Below are 19,337 nucleotides of genomic sequence, written 5' to 3'. Positions count from 1 at the left end.
TATTTTATTTATTCCCATTCTTCGCGAGTAGAATCTGTTGGTTCCTCATGACTCTCTTCTTCCTCCCTCGCTTGTCCTCTTACCTCCGGAGTATTGGCAGAAGACTCTTCTTGTGTTTCAGAAGTTTCTGTGTCTTCTACGGACTCCGTCGTTTCTGATGATTCAGTTGTATTGAAGGTCTCACTTACTTCATTTTCATTCGTTTCTGTATCTTCTGTTGTTTCAGAATCTACAGTTTCGCTTGTTTCCCTTGTCGTTTCCGTTGTTTCTTGCGTTTGCTCATTGCTTGTCTCAGTTGTTTGTTCATCTGTCGTATAGTTACTGCTTGTCGTTGTCGTTTGATTTGTTGTCATTTCTGTGTTATCTGTTACTTCTTCAATCGAACTTGAACTCGTACTTGTAACAGCTGCAGGCTGTTCAGTGGTTGAAGTGGTCTCAGTTGTTTCTTTTTTGAACGACTGTGCACTTGAAGACGGCGACTCCTGACTTGACTCATCTGCAAGTTTTTCCTGAATTGGTTGAAAAGGTGCAGCAACAAAGGTATTCGCATCATTATTTACTGCTACACTCAAAATAAATGTTGCAAGACAGCTGATCAGTAATGCTTGAAGATTAAATTTATTTTTCATCTTTACGTTCAACTCCTCTGCAAAACGTACAGAATTGTATCATACATTTGAATGCGCAGCAAGTTTTCCCTTTTATTTTATTCTAAACGAAAACCCTAAAGAGTCAATAAATAAATCCTGCTCACAACAATTATTTATGTTATTTTATGATTTAAAAAAAGGCGGAAAATAAGCTTTCCCGCCTTTTTTATCTCCTTTGAAATTATAAATTTTCTCCGTTTGTTTCAATCACTTTTTTATACCAGTCAAATGATTTTTTCTTATAACGATTTAACGAACCAGAGCCATCATCATTACGATCTACATAAATAAAACCATAACGTTTACTCATTTGCGCTGTAGATGCACTTACTAAGTCAATACATCCCCAAGAAGTATATCCCATTAGATCAACACCATCTTTTACCGCTTCTTTAGCTTGAGCTAGGTGTTGTTGCATGTAATCCATTCGATAATCATCTTCAACTGTATATTGTCCATTTTCGTCTTGAATTAATTGGTCTTTTGCTCCTAAACCATTTTCTACAATAAACAAAGGAACTCGATAACGGTCATAAAAATCATTTAGAACAATCCGTAGACCAACAGGGTCAATCGCCCATCCCCATTCAGATTTTTCTAAATGTGGATTTTCGATGCCACCAATAACATTTCCAGCTCCAGAACTATATTCTTCTGGATGTGCTGCAGCAGCTACACTCATGTAATAACTAAAGGAAATAAAATCTACTGGATGATTTTTTAATAGTTCAGCGTCACCTTTTTCAAATTGAATGTCTATACCATTTTCTGCAAAGAAACGTAGCAAATGTCCAGGATATTCTCCTCGAACATGAATATCCGTAAATGCATAATTTGTATTTTCTGCTTCTTTTGCCGCCAAAACATCTTCAGGATTGGATGAAATCGGATAAGTAGGCATAGCCAAAACCATACACCCTACTTGAAATTCAGGATTAATTTCATGGGCAATCTTAGTTACTGAAGCAGAAGCCACCAGTTCATGATGAACGGCTTGATATAACTCTTGGTCACTTAGGTCTTCTTTAGGCGTTTTAATGCCACCTGAAATAAATGGCATATGCAAAACAGAATTTATTTCATTAAATGTTAGCCAATATTTTACTTTATCCTTATAACGGTTAAAGACCGTTCGCGCATATTTTTCAAAAAAACCAATCATTCGTCGGTCTTTCCAACCATCATATTTTTCGGCTAAGTGTAGAGGCGTTTCATAATGAGATAAAGTCACTAAAGGCTCTATGCCGTATTTCAAGCACTCATCAAATACATTATCATAAAATTGTAGACCAGCTTCATTAGGCTCTTCATCATCGCCATTAGGGAAAATGCGACTCCAAGCAATTGAAGTACGAAAAACTTTATAGCCCATTTCGGCAAAAAGAGCAATGTCTTCTTTATAATGATGATAAAAATCAATCGCTTTTAATTTTAAATTGTCTTCAGTGGGACCCTCTGTAATACGTCCCATAGCACCATCAGGAGTAACATCTTGAACGGATAACCCTTTACCGTCAACATCATAAGCGCCTTCAACTTGGTTGGCAGCTACTGCACCGCCCCATAAAAAATCATCTTTAAAACCATTTTGTTTCCTCATAAGTATCTCTCCTCCTACTATTTTCATTTTAAACCAAATTTGTTTACTGGTCATTATATTTTTACTTTCTTCTCTATTTTCACCTTATCGCTTGTGAGAATCAATTGATTTAAGTTTTAACCTAGTTTTGATACAATCTTACTAACAAACTCAACGAAAGGAGCAGAAAATGTCTCGCACAAATAAAAATTCAGAAGCCAAAGTGCAAGCTCTTTTTGATCGTATTTCATCTACTTACGATACTACAAATAGTGCCATTTCTTTGGGCATGCACAAACGTTGGCGAAAAAAAACTATGACGAAACTTTCTTTAACAACCGGCCAAAAAGCTCTTGATTTATGTTGTGGGACAGGCGATTGGACTATTGACTTAGCCAAAACGGTAGGAAGTACAGGAAAAGTCGTAGGTTTAGATTTTAGTAAAAACATGCTAGAAATTGCGAATAAAAAAATAAAGCAAGCCAAAGTTGATAAACAAACAACTTTAATCCAAGGAGATGCCATGGCCCTTCCTTTTGAAGATAATACGTTTGATCTTGTGTCCATCGGATTTGGTCTACGTAATGTGCCTGATGCTTCTCAAGTATTAGAAGAAATGAAACGGGTGGTAAAGCCAGAAGGAATGGTCGCCTGTTTAGAAACTTCTCAACCAGAAAATAAACTTATTTATCCTTTTTGGTCTCTTTATTTTAAACTCGTACCCATTATTGCTAAATTCAAACATAATGATCGAAAGGATTATATCTATCTCCAACAAACAACTCAACAATTTGTCCATGTAAACGAACTTAAGCAAATGTTTCAAAAAGTTGGATTCGTCAATACCTTTTATACGACATTCATGTTTGGCGCTTGTGCGCTACATATTGGATATAAACAAAAGTAGATTTAGAAAAGAGCCTTTAGAAATGAAATTTAAATTTGAAACTTTAAAAAAAGATTACAGTGATTTTTCTAGTGACAAAGTATTAGTTAACGCCCCTAGAACGCCAGCATTTCCTGTAAGAATTGCCAGTGAAATTATGGCAAGATGCTTGTCTTTTCTTAAAAGTACAGACCACTTAACTATCTACGACCCTTGTTGCGGTGGAGCCCATTTGTTAACTGTTCTCGGATTTATTTATAGTACAAATCTAACAAAAATATATGGCACTGATATTGATAAAAGTGCGCTGACATACGCTCAAAAAAATTTGAACCTTCTTACAGATGAGACTCTAAATCAAAAAATAAAGACATTGCAATCAGTTAATAAAAGCCAAGAAGAACAGACACAATCAGCAGAAGTACTTCATAGTGCTAAACGTTTAGCGGCACTGTTGCTCGATACAAAAGCACCTCAAAAAGAAGTCCAATGCTTTCCATGGGATATCACAGAAGGTCCCCCTTTCTTCAAAAAGGTTAATATTGTTATAACAGACTTGCCTTATGGAAACATGGCTCACTGGCAAGGAGACATACGAGAGCAACCTGCTAAACTGTTATTAGATCATATTTATCAAACACTTGATTTAAATAATTCAGTAGTCGCTATTATCTGTAATAAAAACGAGCGAATAGCGCATCAGAATTTTATTCAAGTCAATCGATTAAAACATGGAAAAAGGCAAATCGTTATTTTACAACCTTTGAGTGCTTAAAAGCAAAAATATCCGAACTATATAATATAGCTAGCCGTAATTTGCGCAGCTCATTAAATATAGTCCGGATATTTTACTTTTTCATACTCGGCTCAAATATTGAAAAATTTGATTTTTAGATAAGTATCCTAATGAAGTTTGTTGTGAATCTAACACTTCAATATAATCATAACTACTTAAAGCGGTAAAAACATCTTGTAATGTAGCCTCTTCTTGTAATGGCTCAACTTTCGTTTCGTTACTTGGCACCGTCTCATAACCTTCTTTTTGGGCGACATCTTTAACAAGAACTTGGTAAATACTTTTATCTGCGCCCGAACGGAAGAAATCTCGAACAAAATCATTCGTAGGATTTTGGGCTAATTCCCTGGGAGTACCCACTTGTAACAACTTACCGTCTCCCATAATGCCAATTCGATCCCCTAGCTTCATCGCTTCATCCATATCATGCGTTACAAATATGATCGTATTTTCTAACTCTTTGTGCAAATCTAGTATCAAATCTTGTAAAGTCGTCCGTGACAAAGGGTCTAGAGCACCAAAAGGCTCATCCATTAAAACAATATCAGGTTTTGACGCTATAGCCCGTAATATTCCAATCCTTTGCTGCTCCCCACCAGAAAGCTCCCTTGGCATACGATCGCGATATTTCTCAGGATCCAAATTAACTTTGGTTAACAGTTCATCAACTAAGTCATTAATCTCTTTTTTAGAAACTTTTTTCATTTCTGGGATCACAGCGATATTTTGAGACACTGTCATCGTAGGAAAAAGCGCAATTTGCTGTAAGATATATCCCATTGACCAACGCAATTGTTGCAAAGGATAGTCTTTCGCTTTTTTCCCACTAATTAAAATGTTTCCCTGTGTCGGTTCTTCTAAACGGTTAATCATTTTAAGTGAGGTTGTTTTCCCACTTCCAGAAGTTCCAACGAGTACAAATAACTCTCCTTGAGCGATGGAAAGATTCATATCAGGGATGACTATGGTATCGCCAAAGGATTTTGAAACCTGTTGAAATTCAATTGCTTTACTCATTATTCATCCCCCTCTAGTAAACCATTATCGTCAAGGTAATTATGAGCTACCTCATCGGGCGCTTGATCTTCTACATTGACTTCATAATTCATTTCTTGCATTTCTTCTTCAGTAATTTTTCCACCTAGTTTATCTAAGGCTTCTACTACTTGTGGATTATCCTCTGCAAACTCTGTGCTCATAAGCGGAGCTCCTTGATATTTGGGAAATAGCCCTCTATCATCATTTAATATACTTAAATGGTACTGTCGTAATTCACTATCTGTAGAATAAGCATCAATTAGGTTCACTCGTCCGTCATCAATAGCTTGGTAACGCAATGCAGGCTCCATTGAACTTGTTTCAAAGTCTAAATCATATAAGTCTTCGATCCCACGTAGCCCATCTTCACGATCGATAAATTCTAAAGTCATCCCAGCTTGGATGTCTTCTTCGATGCTAGCAAGATCACTGATAGATTCTAACTGTTGCTCTTCCTTAAAGTCATCCTTCACTGCTAATGCATAAGCGTTATTATAGCTCATAGGTTCTAATAGAGTCAGCTGATCTTGTTCTTGGAGCTTTTCTCTAGCTTGAGAATAAGTTTCTTCTTCTGAAAGTCCTTGTGTATCAATAGATTCGTCGTCGATAAGCGTTTCTAATACAGTTCCTGTAAATTCAGGATAAATGTCAATTTGATCATTTTTAACTGCATTATATAAAAAAGTTGTTTTCCCAAAGTTCGGTTCTACTTCAACATTAATATCTGAATCCTCATCTTCAATTAAATCCTTATACATATTAATTAAAATTTCGGGCTCAGAGCCTAATTTTCCTGCAATTGTTATGGTTTGTTGCCGATTAGCATAAGCAGAATAAGCTCCACTGCCGCCCAATAATACAACCAAGACAGCTAAGCCAATCATTGATTGCCAAGGTTTTGCTCGTTCAAACCAACGGATGAGCGAACTTAAAATAATTGATAACAACGCTGCAGAAACCGTCCCGATGATGATTAATGGCATATCATTGCGGTCGATCCCTAAAAGAATAAACGTCCCTAAACCACCAGCTCCGATTAACGCTGCTAATGTAGCAGTTCCGATAATTAATACCATAGCCGTTCGGATTCCAGAAACAATAGCCGGTCTTGCCATCGGTAGTTCAACTTTAAATAACTTGCGCATTTTGGACATTCCAAAGGCATCAGCCGCCTCTTCAATAGCTGGATCAATTTCTGAAATCCCCAAATACGTATTCTGAAAAATAGGTAATAAAGCATAAATAACTAAGGCGATAATTGCAGGTGTCGTTCCAATACCTACTAAAGGAATTAACAATCCGAGTAGAGCTAAAGAAGGAATTGTTTGTAAAATACCTGCAATTTGCAAACCTATTTCAGCAACTTTTTTATATCTGACCACCCAAATAGCAAGAGGGATAGCAATCAGCATTGCAATCAAAAGAGAAATGACTGAAATACCTAAATGATTTAATAACTCGCTCCATAATTCTCCTCGTCGTTCAGTAAACGTTTCTAAGAGATTTTCCATTCCGAACCCCGCATTCGTTTTTTATTCTGAAAATTGACTATTATATAATTCTGCATAAACGCCATTTTTGGCCAGTAATTCTTCATGACTTCCTTGCTCGACAATATCTCCTTTAGCCATTACCAATATTTTATCGGCATCAACAATCGTTGACAAACGATGTGCAATCACAAAATTGGTTCTTCCTTTCATTAAGTTTGCCATTGCTTGTTGGATAAGCTGTTCTGTACGAGTATCAACAGAAGATGTTGCTTCATCTAAAATTAAAATGGCCGGATCGCTAACAAAGGCACGAGCAATGGTAAGTAATTGTTGTTGACCTTGTGAAATGTTTGTAGCATCTTCATTTAACACTGTCTGGTATCCATTAGGTAATGTTTCAATAAAATGATGCGCATGAGCTTCTTTAGACGCTTGAATTACTTCGTCTTTTGTCGCATGAATATTGCCGTATAAAATATTATCATAGACTGTACCTTGAGTTAGCCACGTATCTTGTAAGACCATACCAAAGTAGGAACGCAAATTATCCCGAGGCACTGTTCGAATATCAATTCCGTTAATTAAAATTCGATTTTTCGTTACATCATAAAAACGAAGTAATAAATTAACTAAGGTTGTCTTACCCGCTCCTGTATGCCCTACAATAGCCACCGTTTCACCTTGATTTACTGTCAGTGTTAAATCTTGAATAACAGGTTCGCCTTTTTCGTATTCAAACCCAACGTGGTCAATTTCAATTTTTTCTATTGGAGGGGCAATTCTATGAGTTGTATCCTCCGTTTCTTCCGGAGCATCTAAAAACTGAAAGACCCGATTACTAGACGCAATGGTTTCTTGCAAAGTATTTGCCATTTCAGCAATAACATCAATAGGGCGTCGAATGTTTTGACTATATTGCATAAAAGCTAAGACATCTCCAGCCATAATTGTTCCATTAACAATTAATAAGCCCCCAACAATTGCAATCAATACGTAAGCAACATTACCGATAAAAGTCATTACAGGGTTTAACACTCCTGCCATAAAACTAGCTCGATAAGAAACTTCAAATAAACGATCATTAAATCCTTTAAACTCCTGGTTCGATTGATCTTGATAATTATAAGCTTTAATCAAGTCTGTCCCTGTATAATTTTCTTCTACATAACCAACCATACCGCCTAGCCGCTCTGATTTTGCTCTAAAATATTTTTTTGAACGGCCCATAATGATTTTAGTCGCTAAAATGTTTAAAGGGACTGTGATGAAAAAGACCAAAAATAAAAGTGGACTAATATAGAGCATCATCACTGTAATTCCCAAAAACATTAAAAGACTATTAACAATTTGACTAACACTTAATTGAACATTACGACCAATCGCTTCAACATCATTAGTAATACGACTTAACAAATCTCCTGTGGAATGTTGGTCAAAAAAGCTAAGAGGCACTTTTTTAATTTTACTCGAGACTTCAGTACGCATATTCTTAATTAACGATTGCGACAATTGAACTAACATTCGTTCAACGACTATCTTACTCAAGGCTAAAAGAATATATAAGCCTGCCAAGAGCAATGATGTGCTTATAATATAGTTAAAATCCATAGGAACTTGCTCAGCAATAGCTGTTTGCAAATGGTTTAAAATTGCCCCCATTACGACTGGAGCTGTTACTTCCATTATGGTAGAAATCACTGTCATAGAAAGAGACAATAAGACAATTTTTTTGTAATCTTTTAGATAACTTAATAAACGTTTGACGGTTTGCCAACTAGTAGGGTAGATTTCATAAAAATTAACCGTCATGTATGCTCCTCTCCTTCTCCTTGAGAAATAGCAATTTCCCGATAAACTTGATTTTCGCGCATCAATTCATCATGAGTTCCCAGCCCCTGAACTTCTCCATTTTCTAATACTAAAATTTTATTTGCGTGACGAATAGTAGCCACTCTTTGAGCAACGATAATTGTCGCTGTCTCCTCAAGTTTTCCTTGTAAAGCCAAACGCAATTCATAATCGGTCTTATAATCAAGTGCCGAAAATGAGTCATCAAAGATATATAATGAAGCATAACGCGTTAACGCGCGAGAAATAGCTAAACGTTGACGCTGTCCTCCTGAGTAGTTGCTGCCACCACGTGCCACCGTTTTTTCCAATGGTTTTTCTTTAGGTAAAAATTGCATGGCTTGAGCTGTTTCTAAACTATCAATCATTTGTTCGTCTGAAGCATCTGGATTACTATAAAACAGATTCCCACGAATACTTTCTGAAAAGAAATAATTTTTTTGGGGCACATAACTTATCTTTTCCCGTACACTTTTTGGATTCAACGTGTCAATGGATTGGCCATTAATTAACAATTGTCCTTCTGAAGGGTCATAAAATTGCATGAATAATTTCAATAAAGTGGACTTTCCTGAACCAGTACCTCCAATAATCCCTAAGACTTCTCCTTTATGAATGGAGAAATTCAATTGTTTCAAAGCAGGAAGATTAGCATCTGGATAATAAAAAGTTAAATTTTTAGCTTCTACAGAAGTAATAGGGTCGTTTAATACATTGCTGCCGCCTACTGAACGTGACGGATAGTTCAACACAGCATTAACACGATCGATTGATGCTACACTTCTTGGTAAGACGGTCATCATCCGTGTCACCATAATCACAGAATTTAACACTTGTGTAATATATTGGACAAAGGCCATCAAAGCCCCAATAGACATAATTCCTTGTTGGACATAACGCGCTCCTAGAAATAAAGTAATCACAATAGTTAAATTTAAGATAAGCGTTAAAATCGGATTAATCGTCTGCATGATTTTGTTAACTTTTAAACCAATTTGATAATACCTTTCATTTCCCTCTTCAAAAGTTTCCTCTTCTTGTTTATCTCTAGAAAAAGCCCTTATAACCTTTAATCCAGTTAATCGCTGACGTAATAAAAGATTAATATGATCTAAAGCTTGTTGCAAGCGAGGAAAATAAGGGACGACAACTTTAATCACAAAATATAGTACAATTGCTAAAAATGGTAGACTAATAAATACAACCAATGATAGACGAACACTGGTAGTAAAAGCCATTAGTAATCCGCCGATAAAAGTTAATGGCGCCCTAGCTAAAGGACGCAAGGCCATTAGGACTAATTGTTCGACTTGGGCTACATCATTAGTTGTACGTGTGATTAACGATGAAATGCTAAAATATTCTGTCTCATCAAACGTCATACGGTTAACTTTATTAAACATCCGTTTTCTTAAATCTCTTGAAAATAACATCGATGTTTTTGCAGAAAAATAAGCAGCCGAGCCTCTAACTAAAATCGTGACTAAAGTTACTCCGATCATGACTGCCCCTAGTCTTAAAATATAGGTGATATTTTGATTGGATACGCCAATATCAATAATTTGTGACATCATTTTAGGTAGCAACAATTCACCAATAGTATTAGCAAATGTTAAGATAAGTACGGTAAAAATTAGGATTTTATATTGCTTAAAATCTTTAAAGATGCTCAACTTGCTCCCTCTTTCATTTACAAATTAACTTGAATTATTCAAGACCGACTTATATTATAACAAATGAGTGTTAAATTCCATATCAAAAGGCAACATAAAAAGAGAAAACTTTTATCTCTTCTAAAAAAATAGAATTCGCCTTATTTTATAAATAGATCAATACAAAAAACTAGCAGCCTTAAATACGATAAGACTGCTAGCAAAAAATAAATGGAATTAATTAATGCCATTCATTAATCTTTGAATGCGTGGTACCATAAGTAATAATAATATGCCAAAGACAACTGTGACAACCCCAACAACACCAAAGTACATAACTTCAGTTCCTGGGCTATACAAACGCACAATTTGTGCGTTAATAGCTTGCGCCACAGCATCACTTAAGAACCAAATACTCATCATTTGAGAGTGGAATGCTTTAGGAGCTAACTTAGTTGTTACTGAAAGTCCAATAGGTGAAATTAGCATTTCTCCAATAATGACCAACGCCCAACTCATCAATAGCCATTGAGGGCCAACTCTAACATCGGTACCAAATAATACCCCTGGCAACATCATCCATAAGAACGAAATCCCTGCAAAGAATAGCCCATAAGTGAACTTTTTAGCTGAAGTTGGTTGTTTATTCCCCAATTTCGTCCATAGTGTAACAAAAAGCGGGGTATAAATCATGATAAAAAAAGGATTCAACGTTTGGAACCAACTTGAAGGAATCGTAAAACCAAAAAGCGATAAATTCGTTCGTTCCTCAGCAAATAACGCTAATACAACTGAGCCTTGTTCTTCAATGGACCAAAAAAGAATGGAAGCAATAAATAACGGCACATAAGCCCACACACGCGAACGTTCCGTTGATGTAATTTTTTTACTTTTAATAATCATAACAAAATAATAAATCGGAATAACTACAGCAAAAATAGTGATCAAATTAATTACATTGTTAATATTTAGTATCCCTGCCATTTGCATAACAATGACTAATACAGCGATCGCCGCAATAGCTAAAATACTTTTACGTATTAAAGGCTTGATTTCTTCTGTTTGAATAGGATCACGTGCTTTTAATGTTTCTTCTGGCAAGTATTTTTTTCCACCAAGTACATATTGTAATAAACCAAAAAACATTCCAATTGCAGCTAATGAAAAGCCTAAATGAAAGTTAACTTCTTGGCCTAAATAACCAACAAAAAGTGGAGCGATAAAAGCACCTAAGTTGGTAGAAAAAACAAATATATTAAATCCAGCATCTCTTCTTAGATCTTTTTCATCATATAAATCTCCGACCATTTCAGAAATATTAGGTTTTAACAGGCCGGAACCTAAAACGATTAATATGATAGAAACAAAAAGTGCTGCTTGTCCAAATGGTAAGGCTAAAGCAATATGACCCAACATGATCATAACGCCGCCGATAAATACCGTACGCCTACTTCCCAAAATGCGGTCACTCAAATAACCGCCAACAATACTTAATAGAAACACTAACGAACCATAAATCGACATAATCGCCGAAGCCGTACTTCGATCAAAACCTAACCCGCCATCTGCAACTGAATAATACATATAATATAACAAGATGGCACGCATACCATAATAACTAAATCTTTCCCACATTTCAGTAAAGAACAATGTCGAAAGACCACGAGGGTGTCCTAAAAAAGAGGCATCCTTTTTACTTGAGTCCATGATAACCCTCCAATTTTTCAATTCATAAACAGAATATGAACTTTGATTTCATTTCATCCTATATGAAACGACGAGCTTCATTTTAGTTTTCTAACCCTATTTCGTCAATAATTCAACTAATTAATAAGTGCATAAAATAAAAGCTTTCTAATAAAATTAGAAAATAAAAAAATAGATTCAGGAACAAAAGAAGCTATAAAATACCAAATTTTGCAATATGCGTGTATTTACATGCTTTTTCTTTTAGTTTTAACTAGATTTTATTAAATTTTTATCATTCATTATTTTAATGCTTTCTACTGGACAAAAGTTAACTGCTATTGAGAAAATAAGTAACAAAAGGAGGGGGGGCACGATGATTTATATCATGGGTACTATTGCTGCTGGGAAAACCTCACTGGCAAAGATTTTAGCTAAAGATCTACAAGCGCCCGTTTATTATGAAGATATAGAAAATAACGGACTTATTCTCAATATGTTGGAAAAATTTTACTCTTCTGGTAAAAAAAGCCGCCAAACCAATGGAGCAATGTTACAGATCGCTTTTTTAACTTTCCGTTATCAACAATTACGACAAGCAATTACACAGCAAAATGCCATCATGGATTCTTCTTTAGAGTCTGATTTTGTGATGGCTTCTCAATTACATGACCATGGCGAAATTAGCGAAGCAGACTTTAATGTATATGTCACCTTATCTCAAGAAATGCAAGCAAACGTGAATGGTACTCCTTGGAATGGTTTACCTGATTTAGTTATTTATTTAACCATTGACCCAGATCACGCTATTAATGAAATCCAAAAAAGAGGGCGTGAAATGGAAAGCATCAAACGTGAACCTGGTTTAGTCGATTATTATCGTGTCCATCACGCCTATGAAAAGTGGGCTAACGGGTACCCTCCTGCCCTCTTATTAACTATTGACAGAGAAAAGTACGATTATGTAAAAAATCAGAAAGACCAAGATATTGTTTTAGATCTGATCGAAACCAAGCTAAAGGACATTGGAAAATTACCCCCACAAACCTTAGAAAAAATAAAACAAAAAAGAAAATAGCATGTCATTAGGATGACTTTCTTTTATGTACCATGTCCATCTATAGTTGATTTTTGTTGTACAAAATCCCCTGATTTTAAAAGCAAGTTGAAAAAGAAAGTCATTTTATTACAGGCATTTTCCTGTGTTATATTTTACAAAATATATATTATAAACTTTTATTGAAATGAAGCCTTTTTTTATAAAAAAACAGAGAGCTGTTGACTTTCTTTGTGAAATATTTATAATGAAAGTGTAACAAAGTATAGCGATTACAACTACCCTAATCAACAGAAAGGACGTTTTTTATGAACCATTTTATTGGATTAGTAGGAACCAATTCAGATAATTCTACCAATCGAAAATTATTACAATTTATGCAAAAGCATTTCTCAGATAAAGTAAGTATTGAGTTAATGGAAATTCGAGATTTTCCTCTTTTTAACAAACCAGAAACTGACCAATTACCAGAAGTTGTAAAAGATGCAGCCGAAAAAATTAGTCAATCAGATGGGGTTATTATTAGCACACCTGAATATGATCATTCAATCCCAGCTGCTTTGACCAACGCATTAAATTGGCTTTCTTATGGCATTTATCCTTTTGTAGATAAGCCTGTCATGATCACTGGCGCTTCTTATGGAACACTTGGTTCTTCACGTGCTCAGTCTCACCTACGTCAAATCCTAGATTCGCCTGAACTAAAAGCCCGGATTATGCCTAGTTCAGAATTTTTACTTGGACATTCACTAGAAGCGTTTGACGAAGAAAACGCATTAATCGAACACGAGCAAGTGAAAAAACTCAATGGTTTATTCGAAGATTTTCAAGTTTTTGTTGACCTTACAAATCAACTAACAAATGCACATGAAGCCAATAAACAAGAAGCAAAAAATTTTAATTGGGAAACCATTTAGAAAAAAGGAGAGTTTTTTATTATGAAATTAGTTGGAATTGTAGGTTCTAACGCTGATTTTTCCTATAATCGTTTATTACTGCAATACATTAAAAAACATTTCAAGTCATTTGTAGATATTGAAATTTTAGAAATTAAAGATATTCCATTATTTAATCAAAGCCACGATCAAACCAATAGCGCACCTATTCAAAAACTGAACCGCAAAATTTTAGCAGCTGATGGTGTTATCATCGCAACTCCTGAACATAATCATACAATCCCAGCTGGACTAAAAAGCGTCCTTGAATGGTTATCATTTAAGATTCAACCTCTTTCAAATAAACCAGTTATGCTAGTAGGCGCTTCTTACTATGATCAAGGTTCTTCACGTGCCCAATTGCATTTACGCCAAATTTTAGAAGCTCCTGGGGTAAACGCTATTGTGATGCCAGGTAATGAATTTCTTTTAGGTAAAGTAAAAGAAGCTTTTGACGAACAAAATAATTTAAAAGAACAAGGAACAACTGATTTCTTACAAACTTGCTTAGAAAAATTTGTAAAATTTATTAAAGTGGTTTCTTCAATCAACGAACCACAAAAGGATTTATCAGCTGAAGAAGATTTAGAAGCAACTGGTAAAATCGATACGACTATTGAAGGCGTAGACATGTCTGCTGAAGATTGGGTAGAACAAGCAAGCGAAAAAATAGATGCAGTTCAAGGTGACACTTATGTGAAGCTAAACCGTGGAATCTTAACGGTAAACCAATTGAATGCCTTACTTGCTTCAATGCCAATGGAATTGACATTTGCTGATAGCAATAATCAATTTTTATTCTATAACTATACAGAAGATAAAGAAGAAATGTTTGCTGGCCGTGTACCTGGACAAGTTGGAAACCCATTAGCAAATTGTCATCCACCTGCTACTTATAAAAATGTCAAATGGGTGCTTTCACAACTACGTCATGGAAATGAAGACGTTGTTCGTATCCATGTACCAACACATGGTCCAGATAAATACGTAGTTCATAGTTACCAAGCAATGCACGATGACACAGGAAATTATATGGGTGTTAACGAATATGTATTAGATTTTCAACCTATTATTGATTGGTATCTACAACAAACAGGGCAAAGACTAGCCAAAGATGAAACTGTCGAGGTCGATGCAACCTCTAGTGCTTCAAAGAAACAAGAAGAAGTTGATAGTGTATCCGGAGCTTCAGAACAAGCGACTTCAGAAGTTGATAGTGTATCTAGTGCTTCTGAAAGCGCAGATGTCGATAGTGTTTCCAGTGCTTCTATCAAATCATAGTAAAAAACTGGCTATTGCAACAATAACAGCAATAGCCAGTTTTTTATTTTTTTATGATTCATTATCAATCACAATTTTGCCTACAGCATGATTAGTTTCACTTAGTTCATGAGCTTGATAAATTCCTTTTTGAGATAATGGATAAGAAGTTGCAAGTACACTTTTTAGTTGATCGTTTTTCATATAATCTGCTAACACTTGCAATTGCTCTCCATTTTCATCTAACCAAATGCCTTTAGCGTTAATTTGTTTTTCTTTTGCTAAAGATGGATCTTCAATGGCAGATAGACTAATTAAATAACCATGAGGTTTAAGTACTTCCATACTTTGTTGCTGCATTTTACTCCCACCTAGAGCATCCAAGACTAAATCAGCTTGTGATACTACTTCAGTAAAATCGGTCGTATGATAATCAATCGTTTCATCAGCACCTAATGATTGTAATAATTCATGGTTTTTCTTACTAGCAGTAGTATAAACATAAGCACCTTGTAGTTTAGCTAATTGAATAGCAAAGGTTCCTACGCCTCCTGAACCAGCATGTATCAAGACTTTTTGCCCTGCTTCTAATTCCCCGTGATCAAATAATACTTGATAAGCAGTTAACCCAGCCAATGGAACTGCTGCAGCTTCTTTATAAGAAGTATTATCTGGGATTGAAACTAAAAGATTTTCATTAACGATGGTGTAATCGGCATAAGTGCCAAATCTAGTTGTCTGTGGTCGAGCAAATACTTTATCTCCTACTTGCCAGTTTGTTACTTCTTGGCCAACATCAACAATGACACCAGCAACGTCCCAACCTAAAACAATTGGGAAATCCCAAGGATATTTTTGTTGCAAGTAACCTTCCCGCAGTTTCCAATCGATCGGATTGATAGAAGTTGCTTGAACACTAACTAAAACTTGATTTTCCTCTAATTTAGGCAAAGACACTGTACTTTCTTTTAACTGATCTTTACCACCATATTGATTGATAACAACTGCTCTTGTGTCCAAAATCTATCCCTCACTTACGTTTTTATTTATTCTTTTTAAAACAACAAATTTTAATCGGCGTCCTCGCCGTTTTCTGCATACCTTCGTTGGAAATCAGCAATGGTTTGATATTCTGTTTGCAATTGTCGAGTTAATCGAATGTAAATCGGAACAAGTTCTCGGTAAACATTGAAATGTTCAGGGTTAGGAGCGTAAGTTGTTGTTTCGCCAACAAAGTTTTTGACTTCAGCTAATTCTTCGATCACGCCAATAGATTTCATACCCACAACAGCGGCCCCTAAACAAGATGATTCAAAAGCCTGAGGGATAGTTACTGGTCTTTCAAAAACATCAGATAACATTTGACGCCATAATTCCGAACGAGCAAATCCGCCCGTTGCTAAAATGGAGTCTGGCTGACCTAGGACTTCTTCTAGTGCTAAAAGAACGGTATATAAATTATAAACAATGCCTTCAAGAACAGCACGAACCATATGAGCTCGCGTATGCATTTGAGCTAAGCCAAAAAAGGAACCTCGAGCATTGGCATCCCAAATAGGCGCACGTTCTCCTCCAAGAAATGGATGAAATAACAAACCGTCTGAACCAGCAGGAACTTGGGAAGCAACTTCAGTCAATAAGTCATAACTGTCTTTTCCTAAAAGGTCAGCTGTACTTTTTTCAGCGTCAAATAAGTTGTCTTTTGCCCAAGAAAAAACAACACCACCATTATTTACTGGACCACCAATAACCCACAAATTTTTAGTTAAAGCATAGCAAAAAATTCGTCCCTTTGGATCGATTACTGGATGGTCACTAACCATTCGGATGGCACCTGATGTCCCAATAGTGACAGCTGCCACACCTTCATCGATGGCGTTAACGCCTAAATTAGACAAGGCCCCATCAAATGCACCTTGAACAAAAGTAACATCTTGTGGACAACCTGTAATTGTAGCATACTCTTTTTTCATTCCGGAAAATTGTTCGTAAGCATCAACTACTTTAGGCAATTGTTCCTTACTAACGCCTGTTAACTCTAAAGCTTTTTCGTCCCATTGGAGTTCAAATATATTATACATACCAGTACAACTTGCAACAGAGACATCCATTTGCCATATCCCAAATAAACGATAAAGAACATACTCTTTAATCCCACAGTAATAAGCTGCTTTATTGTATACTTCAGGTACATCTTCTTTTAACCATGAGATTTTGCATAATAGAGACATTGGATGAATCGGTGTTCCTGTACGTTCATATAATTCTTGTCCTTGATCTGAATTTTTAATCTTTTTAGCAGCAGGTGCTGCTCTTGTATCTCCCCACGTAATAATGCGTGTTAGTGGTTGATAATTTTCATCTAAGGCAATCAAACTTTGGTTCGCACTAGAAAAAGAAACTGTTCGCAACCTATCCTTTTTCCAATCAATCTGGCTGATCATCCTTTTTAAAGTAGTAGTTACTGCTGTTAGAATATCTTCGGGTTCTTGTTCAGCCATGCCCATCGCATCGCGATGAAGTTCATAAGATTCACTGGTATTTGTGATCACTGTCCCCTTCAAATCATATAAAACAGCTTTTGTACTCGTCGTACCAATATCCATTCCAATAATATAATCCATTTGTTAAATCATCCCTTCTGTTTATACATTTATAGTATTAGTGAAAGCCCATAAACACAAATTAAACCTGTTACTGAAAGTACAGAAGTCAACGTTGTCCAAGTTAAAAATGTTTCTTTTAATGAAAGGCCAAAATACTCTTTAATCATCCAAAAACCAGCGTCATTAACATGGTCGGCAAAAATACTTCCGGCACCGACTGAAAGCACCATTAATGCAGGATGAACCCCAGTTTGTGCAATCAAAGGTGCTACTAGTCCTGCCCCAGTCATAGCAGCTACAGTAGAAGAACCTAAACTTACACGTAGGATAGCTGATACCAACCAAGCAGCAAAAATTGGTGAAAGATTAATACCAGTAAATAAGGAGGAAATATATTCAGAAATTCCACCTTCGACTAGAACTTCTTTAAGAGCTCCGCCTCCGCCAATAATAAATAGCATCATTGCGATCTGAGTAACTGCTTCTTCTACAGTTGTACCAATTTCTTTCATTGAACGTTTTTGTTTAAAGCCCATCGTATACATGGCAAACAACAACGACAAAAGCATTGCAACATTTGGATCGCCAATAAATTCCACACCTTGTTGTAACGGCCCTTCTGATAAAACGTTTCCTAGAATAGTCGCAACACCAATTAAGATCACTGGCATCATAGCCGTACTAACACTCGTCCAGAAAGGTGGTGTTTGACTTAGCTCAAATTCTTTTACTTCACCTAATCCAGGAATTTTTTCTTGGATACGAAAAACTTTAGGATAAAATTTATGCAAAAAGTAATTAAAAATTGGTCCAGAAACTATAATCGTCGGAATTGCCACAACTAAGCCAAGTAAGATAACTTGACCAATATCCGCATTCATAATTCCTGATATGGCCGTTGGTGCTGGATGTGGTGGAATAAATCCATGCATCACATTTAACGTTGCTGCCATTGGCACTGCTAAAGTCAGAAGAGGAATACCTAATTCTCTTGCAATAACAAAAATAATAGGAAGTAAAACGACCAATCCTACTTCAAAGAATAATGCCAATCCCACAATAAAGGAAGCAATGATTACTGCAATTTGAATCTGTCTTTTCCCAAATTTATCAATCAAAGTATTGGCAATGCGGTACCCTCCGCCTGAATCTGAGACAAGTTTACCAATCATAGATCCCATACCAAAAATAATAGCTAAATCACCTAGCTGGTCTCCCATACCAGAAGTAATGACTTCAGATAATTGGTCTAAAGGAATATTTAAAGCTAGACCAACTAAAAAAGAAGTAGCCATTAAAGAAATAAAAGTATTTAGTTTTACTTTAACAATTAAAAAAATCAAAAAGGCTACGCCTAATGCAACAATTAATAATTTCATTCAAAATTCCCTCCAACTTCATGTTTTTTTACAAAGCGCTTTTAAAAAACCCCCTTTTATCAAAAGGAAAAAGACTGCGTCTTTTATACGCAGTGACATCATCACGATATGAAATTTTGCTCCACACTCTATTTTAATAAAAATTATTAACCCTGAATGATTTCTAAAAATTTGTGGATAACTAATCGGGCCGGTCAACAGGGTTGTTGTTCGTGTTATTTTCTATTTTTACTGTCGATTTTGAGCCAAGTACAGGAAAGAACTACTGTAGAACGCTAAAAAAGGATAAAGTTCTTCCTAGAAGGTGGAAAATAAGCTTTTTATAAGGAAAGAGTGAAGTGAATAAGTTAAAGATTCAATCGCTGAATTCGCGTAAGGACTTCCCAGAAAAGCGTGTTATAAACGTTGGTACTAGAAAGGTGAACTTGAATTTTTCGCGCATGTTCCGTGACTCTCCCTGCGATATGGAACA

The 19,337-nt window shown here is 35.8% G+C and carries 15 protein-coding genes; 5 read left to right on the top strand and 10 right to left on the bottom strand.

Features of this window, described 5'->3' with window-relative positions; genetic code table 11:
- Window positions 1-8: 8 nt before the first annotated feature.
- Both G577_RS0105115 and G577_RS0105110 read right to left on the bottom strand, forming a co-directional pair.
- Window positions 9-629 (bottom strand): hypothetical protein, encoded by a 621-nt coding sequence (locus G577_RS0105115; RefSeq protein WP_028790273.1) that lies wholly within the window; start codon window positions 627-629, stop codon window positions 9-11.
- Between the two features lie 202 nt (window positions 630-831).
- Window positions 832-2,250 carry a glycoside hydrolase family 1 protein gene (locus G577_RS0105110; protein ID WP_028790272.1) on the bottom strand — a complete coding sequence of 473 codons (1,419 nt, stop codon included), beginning with the start codon at window positions 2,248-2,250 and terminating at the stop codon, window positions 832-834.
- 169 nt (window positions 2,251-2,419) lie between these two features.
- Here G577_RS0105110 and G577_RS0105105 point away from each other — a divergent pair, with 169 nt between their 5' ends.
- Window positions 2,420-3,136, top strand: a complete 717-nt coding sequence (locus G577_RS0105105) for a demethylmenaquinone methyltransferase (RefSeq protein WP_028790271.1) — start codon at window positions 2,420-2,422, stop codon at window positions 3,134-3,136.
- A 22-nt stretch (window positions 3,137-3,158) separates the two neighbouring features.
- Window positions 3,159-3,890 carry an N-6 DNA methylase gene (locus tag G577_RS0105100; RefSeq protein ID WP_028790270.1) on the top strand — a complete coding sequence of 244 codons (732 nt, stop codon included), beginning with the start codon at window positions 3,159-3,161 and terminating at the stop codon, window positions 3,888-3,890.
- 81 nt (window positions 3,891-3,971) lie between these two features.
- On the opposite strand, the gene G577_RS0105095 is transcribed toward G577_RS0105100, so the two are convergent.
- The 5 genes from G577_RS0105095 to G577_RS0105075 all read right to left on the bottom strand — a co-directional run bounded on the left by G577_RS0105095 (window position 3,972) and on the right by G577_RS0105075 (window position 11,649).
- Complete coding sequence (locus tag G577_RS0105095; protein WP_028790269.1) at window positions 3,972-4,928, bottom strand: ABC transporter ATP-binding protein; 957 nt, start codon at window positions 4,926-4,928, stop codon at window positions 3,972-3,974.
- The gene (locus G577_RS0105090) at window positions 4,928-6,460 is read right to left on the bottom strand and encodes an ABC transporter permease/substrate-binding protein (RefSeq protein WP_028790268.1); all 1,533 of its coding nucleotides are present in this window, start codon (window positions 6,458-6,460) and stop codon (window positions 4,928-4,930) included. The genes G577_RS0105095 and G577_RS0105090 overlap by 1 nt, the downstream gene beginning before the upstream one ends.
- A gap of 21 nt (window positions 6,461-6,481) precedes the next feature.
- Window positions 6,482-8,251, bottom strand: coding sequence for an ABC transporter ATP-binding protein (locus G577_RS0105085; protein WP_038027628.1), 1,770 nt, complete (start codon window positions 8,249-8,251; stop codon window positions 6,482-6,484).
- Window positions 8,248-9,963, bottom strand: a complete 1,716-nt coding sequence (locus G577_RS0105080; RefSeq protein ID WP_028790266.1) for an ABC transporter ATP-binding protein — start codon at window positions 9,961-9,963, stop codon at window positions 8,248-8,250. Before G577_RS0105080 ends, G577_RS0105085 begins: the two co-directional genes overlap by 4 nt.
- A 216-nt stretch (window positions 9,964-10,179) precedes the next feature.
- The gene (locus G577_RS0105075; protein WP_028790265.1) at window positions 10,180-11,649 is read right to left on the bottom strand and encodes a peptide MFS transporter; all 1,470 of its coding nucleotides are present in this window, start codon (window positions 11,647-11,649) and stop codon (window positions 10,180-10,182) included.
- A gap of 355 nt (window positions 11,650-12,004) precedes the next feature.
- Here G577_RS0105075 and G577_RS0105070 point away from each other — a divergent pair, with 355 nt between their 5' ends.
- The 3 genes from G577_RS0105070 (at window position 12,005) to G577_RS0105060 (ending at window position 14,901) form a co-directional block, all read left to right on the top strand.
- A complete protein-coding gene (locus G577_RS0105070; protein WP_028790264.1) occupies window positions 12,005-12,706 on the top strand; it encodes a deoxynucleoside kinase in 702 nt (233 codons plus the stop codon).
- Window positions 12,707-12,993: 287 nt separating this feature from the next.
- Window positions 12,994-13,602 carry an NADPH-dependent FMN reductase gene (locus G577_RS0105065; RefSeq protein WP_028790263.1) on the top strand — a complete coding sequence of 203 codons (609 nt, stop codon included), beginning with the start codon at window positions 12,994-12,996 and terminating at the stop codon, window positions 13,600-13,602.
- A gap of 21 nt (window positions 13,603-13,623) precedes the next feature.
- Entirely contained in the window at window positions 13,624-14,901 is a 1,278-nt protein-coding gene (locus G577_RS0105060) for an NAD(P)H-dependent oxidoreductase (RefSeq protein ID WP_028790262.1), read from the top strand.
- 51 nt (window positions 14,902-14,952) lie between these two features.
- Here G577_RS0105060 and G577_RS0105055 read toward each other — a convergent pair whose 3' ends face one another.
- From G577_RS0105055 to G577_RS0105045, 3 genes are read right to left on the bottom strand one after another with little or no spacing between them, the layout of a single operon-like run.
- On the bottom strand, window positions 14,953-15,900 hold the full coding sequence (locus G577_RS0105055) for an NADP-dependent oxidoreductase (RefSeq protein ID WP_028790261.1): 948 nt from the start codon (window positions 15,898-15,900) through the stop codon (window positions 14,953-14,955).
- 50 nt (window positions 15,901-15,950) lie between these two features.
- Complete coding sequence (gene gntK, locus G577_RS0105050) at window positions 15,951-17,504, bottom strand: gluconokinase (RefSeq protein WP_028790260.1); 1,554 nt, start codon at window positions 17,502-17,504, stop codon at window positions 15,951-15,953.
- Window positions 17,505-17,533: 29 nt separating this feature from the next.
- The gene (locus G577_RS0105045) at window positions 17,534-18,865 is read right to left on the bottom strand and encodes a gluconate:H+ symporter (protein WP_028790259.1); all 1,332 of its coding nucleotides are present in this window, start codon (window positions 18,863-18,865) and stop codon (window positions 17,534-17,536) included.
- Window positions 18,866-19,337: the final 472 nt, after the last annotated feature.

The organism is Tetragenococcus muriaticus DSM 15685 (assembly GCF_000423785.1).
GTDB classification, from domain to species: Bacteria; Bacillota; Bacilli; order Lactobacillales; family Enterococcaceae; genus Tetragenococcus; species Tetragenococcus muriaticus.
Note: the sequence above shows the minus strand (reverse complement) of the source record. Positions and strands in the feature narration are given on the sequence as shown.

What these genes read in the sequence shown, in the direction of transcription:
- G577_RS0105115 (WP_028790273.1), bottom strand. Translation starts at nt 629, where the DNA reads ATGAAAAATAAATTTAATCTTCAAGCATTACTGATCAGCTGTCTTGCA.
- G577_RS0105110 (WP_028790272.1), bottom strand. Translation starts at nt 2,250, where the DNA reads ATGAGGAAACAAAATGGTTTTAAAGATGATTTTTTATGGGGCGGTGCA.
- G577_RS0105105 (WP_028790271.1), top strand. Translation starts at nt 2,420, where the DNA reads ATGTCTCGCACAAATAAAAATTCAGAAGCCAAAGTGCAAGCTCTTTTT.
- G577_RS0105100 (WP_028790270.1), top strand. Translation starts at nt 3,159, where the DNA reads ATGAAATTTAAATTTGAAACTTTAAAAAAAGATTACAGTGATTTTTCT.
- G577_RS0105095 (WP_028790269.1), bottom strand. Translation starts at nt 4,928, where the DNA reads ATGAGTAAAGCAATTGAATTTCAACAGGTTTCAAAATCCTTTGGCGAT.
- G577_RS0105090 (WP_028790268.1), bottom strand. Translation starts at nt 6,460, where the DNA reads ATGGAAAATCTCTTAGAAACGTTTACTGAACGACGAGGAGAATTATGG.
- G577_RS0105085 (WP_038027628.1), bottom strand. Translation starts at nt 8,251, where the DNA reads ATGACGGTTAATTTTTATGAAATCTACCCTACTAGTTGGCAAACCGTC.
- G577_RS0105075 (WP_028790265.1), bottom strand. Translation starts at nt 11,649, where the DNA reads ATGGACTCAAGTAAAAAGGATGCCTCTTTTTTAGGACACCCTCGTGGT.
- G577_RS0105070 (WP_028790264.1), top strand. Translation starts at nt 12,005, where the DNA reads ATGATTTATATCATGGGTACTATTGCTGCTGGGAAAACCTCACTGGCA.
- G577_RS0105065 (WP_028790263.1), top strand. Translation starts at nt 12,994, where the DNA reads ATGAACCATTTTATTGGATTAGTAGGAACCAATTCAGATAATTCTACC.
- G577_RS0105060 (WP_028790262.1), top strand. Translation starts at nt 13,624, where the DNA reads ATGAAATTAGTTGGAATTGTAGGTTCTAACGCTGATTTTTCCTATAAT.
- gntK (WP_028790260.1), bottom strand. Translation starts at nt 17,504, where the DNA reads ATGGATTATATTATTGGAATGGATATTGGTACGACGAGTACAAAAGCT.
- G577_RS0105045 (WP_028790259.1), bottom strand. Translation starts at nt 18,865, where the DNA reads ATGAAATTATTAATTGTTGCATTAGGCGTAGCCTTTTTGATTTTTTTA.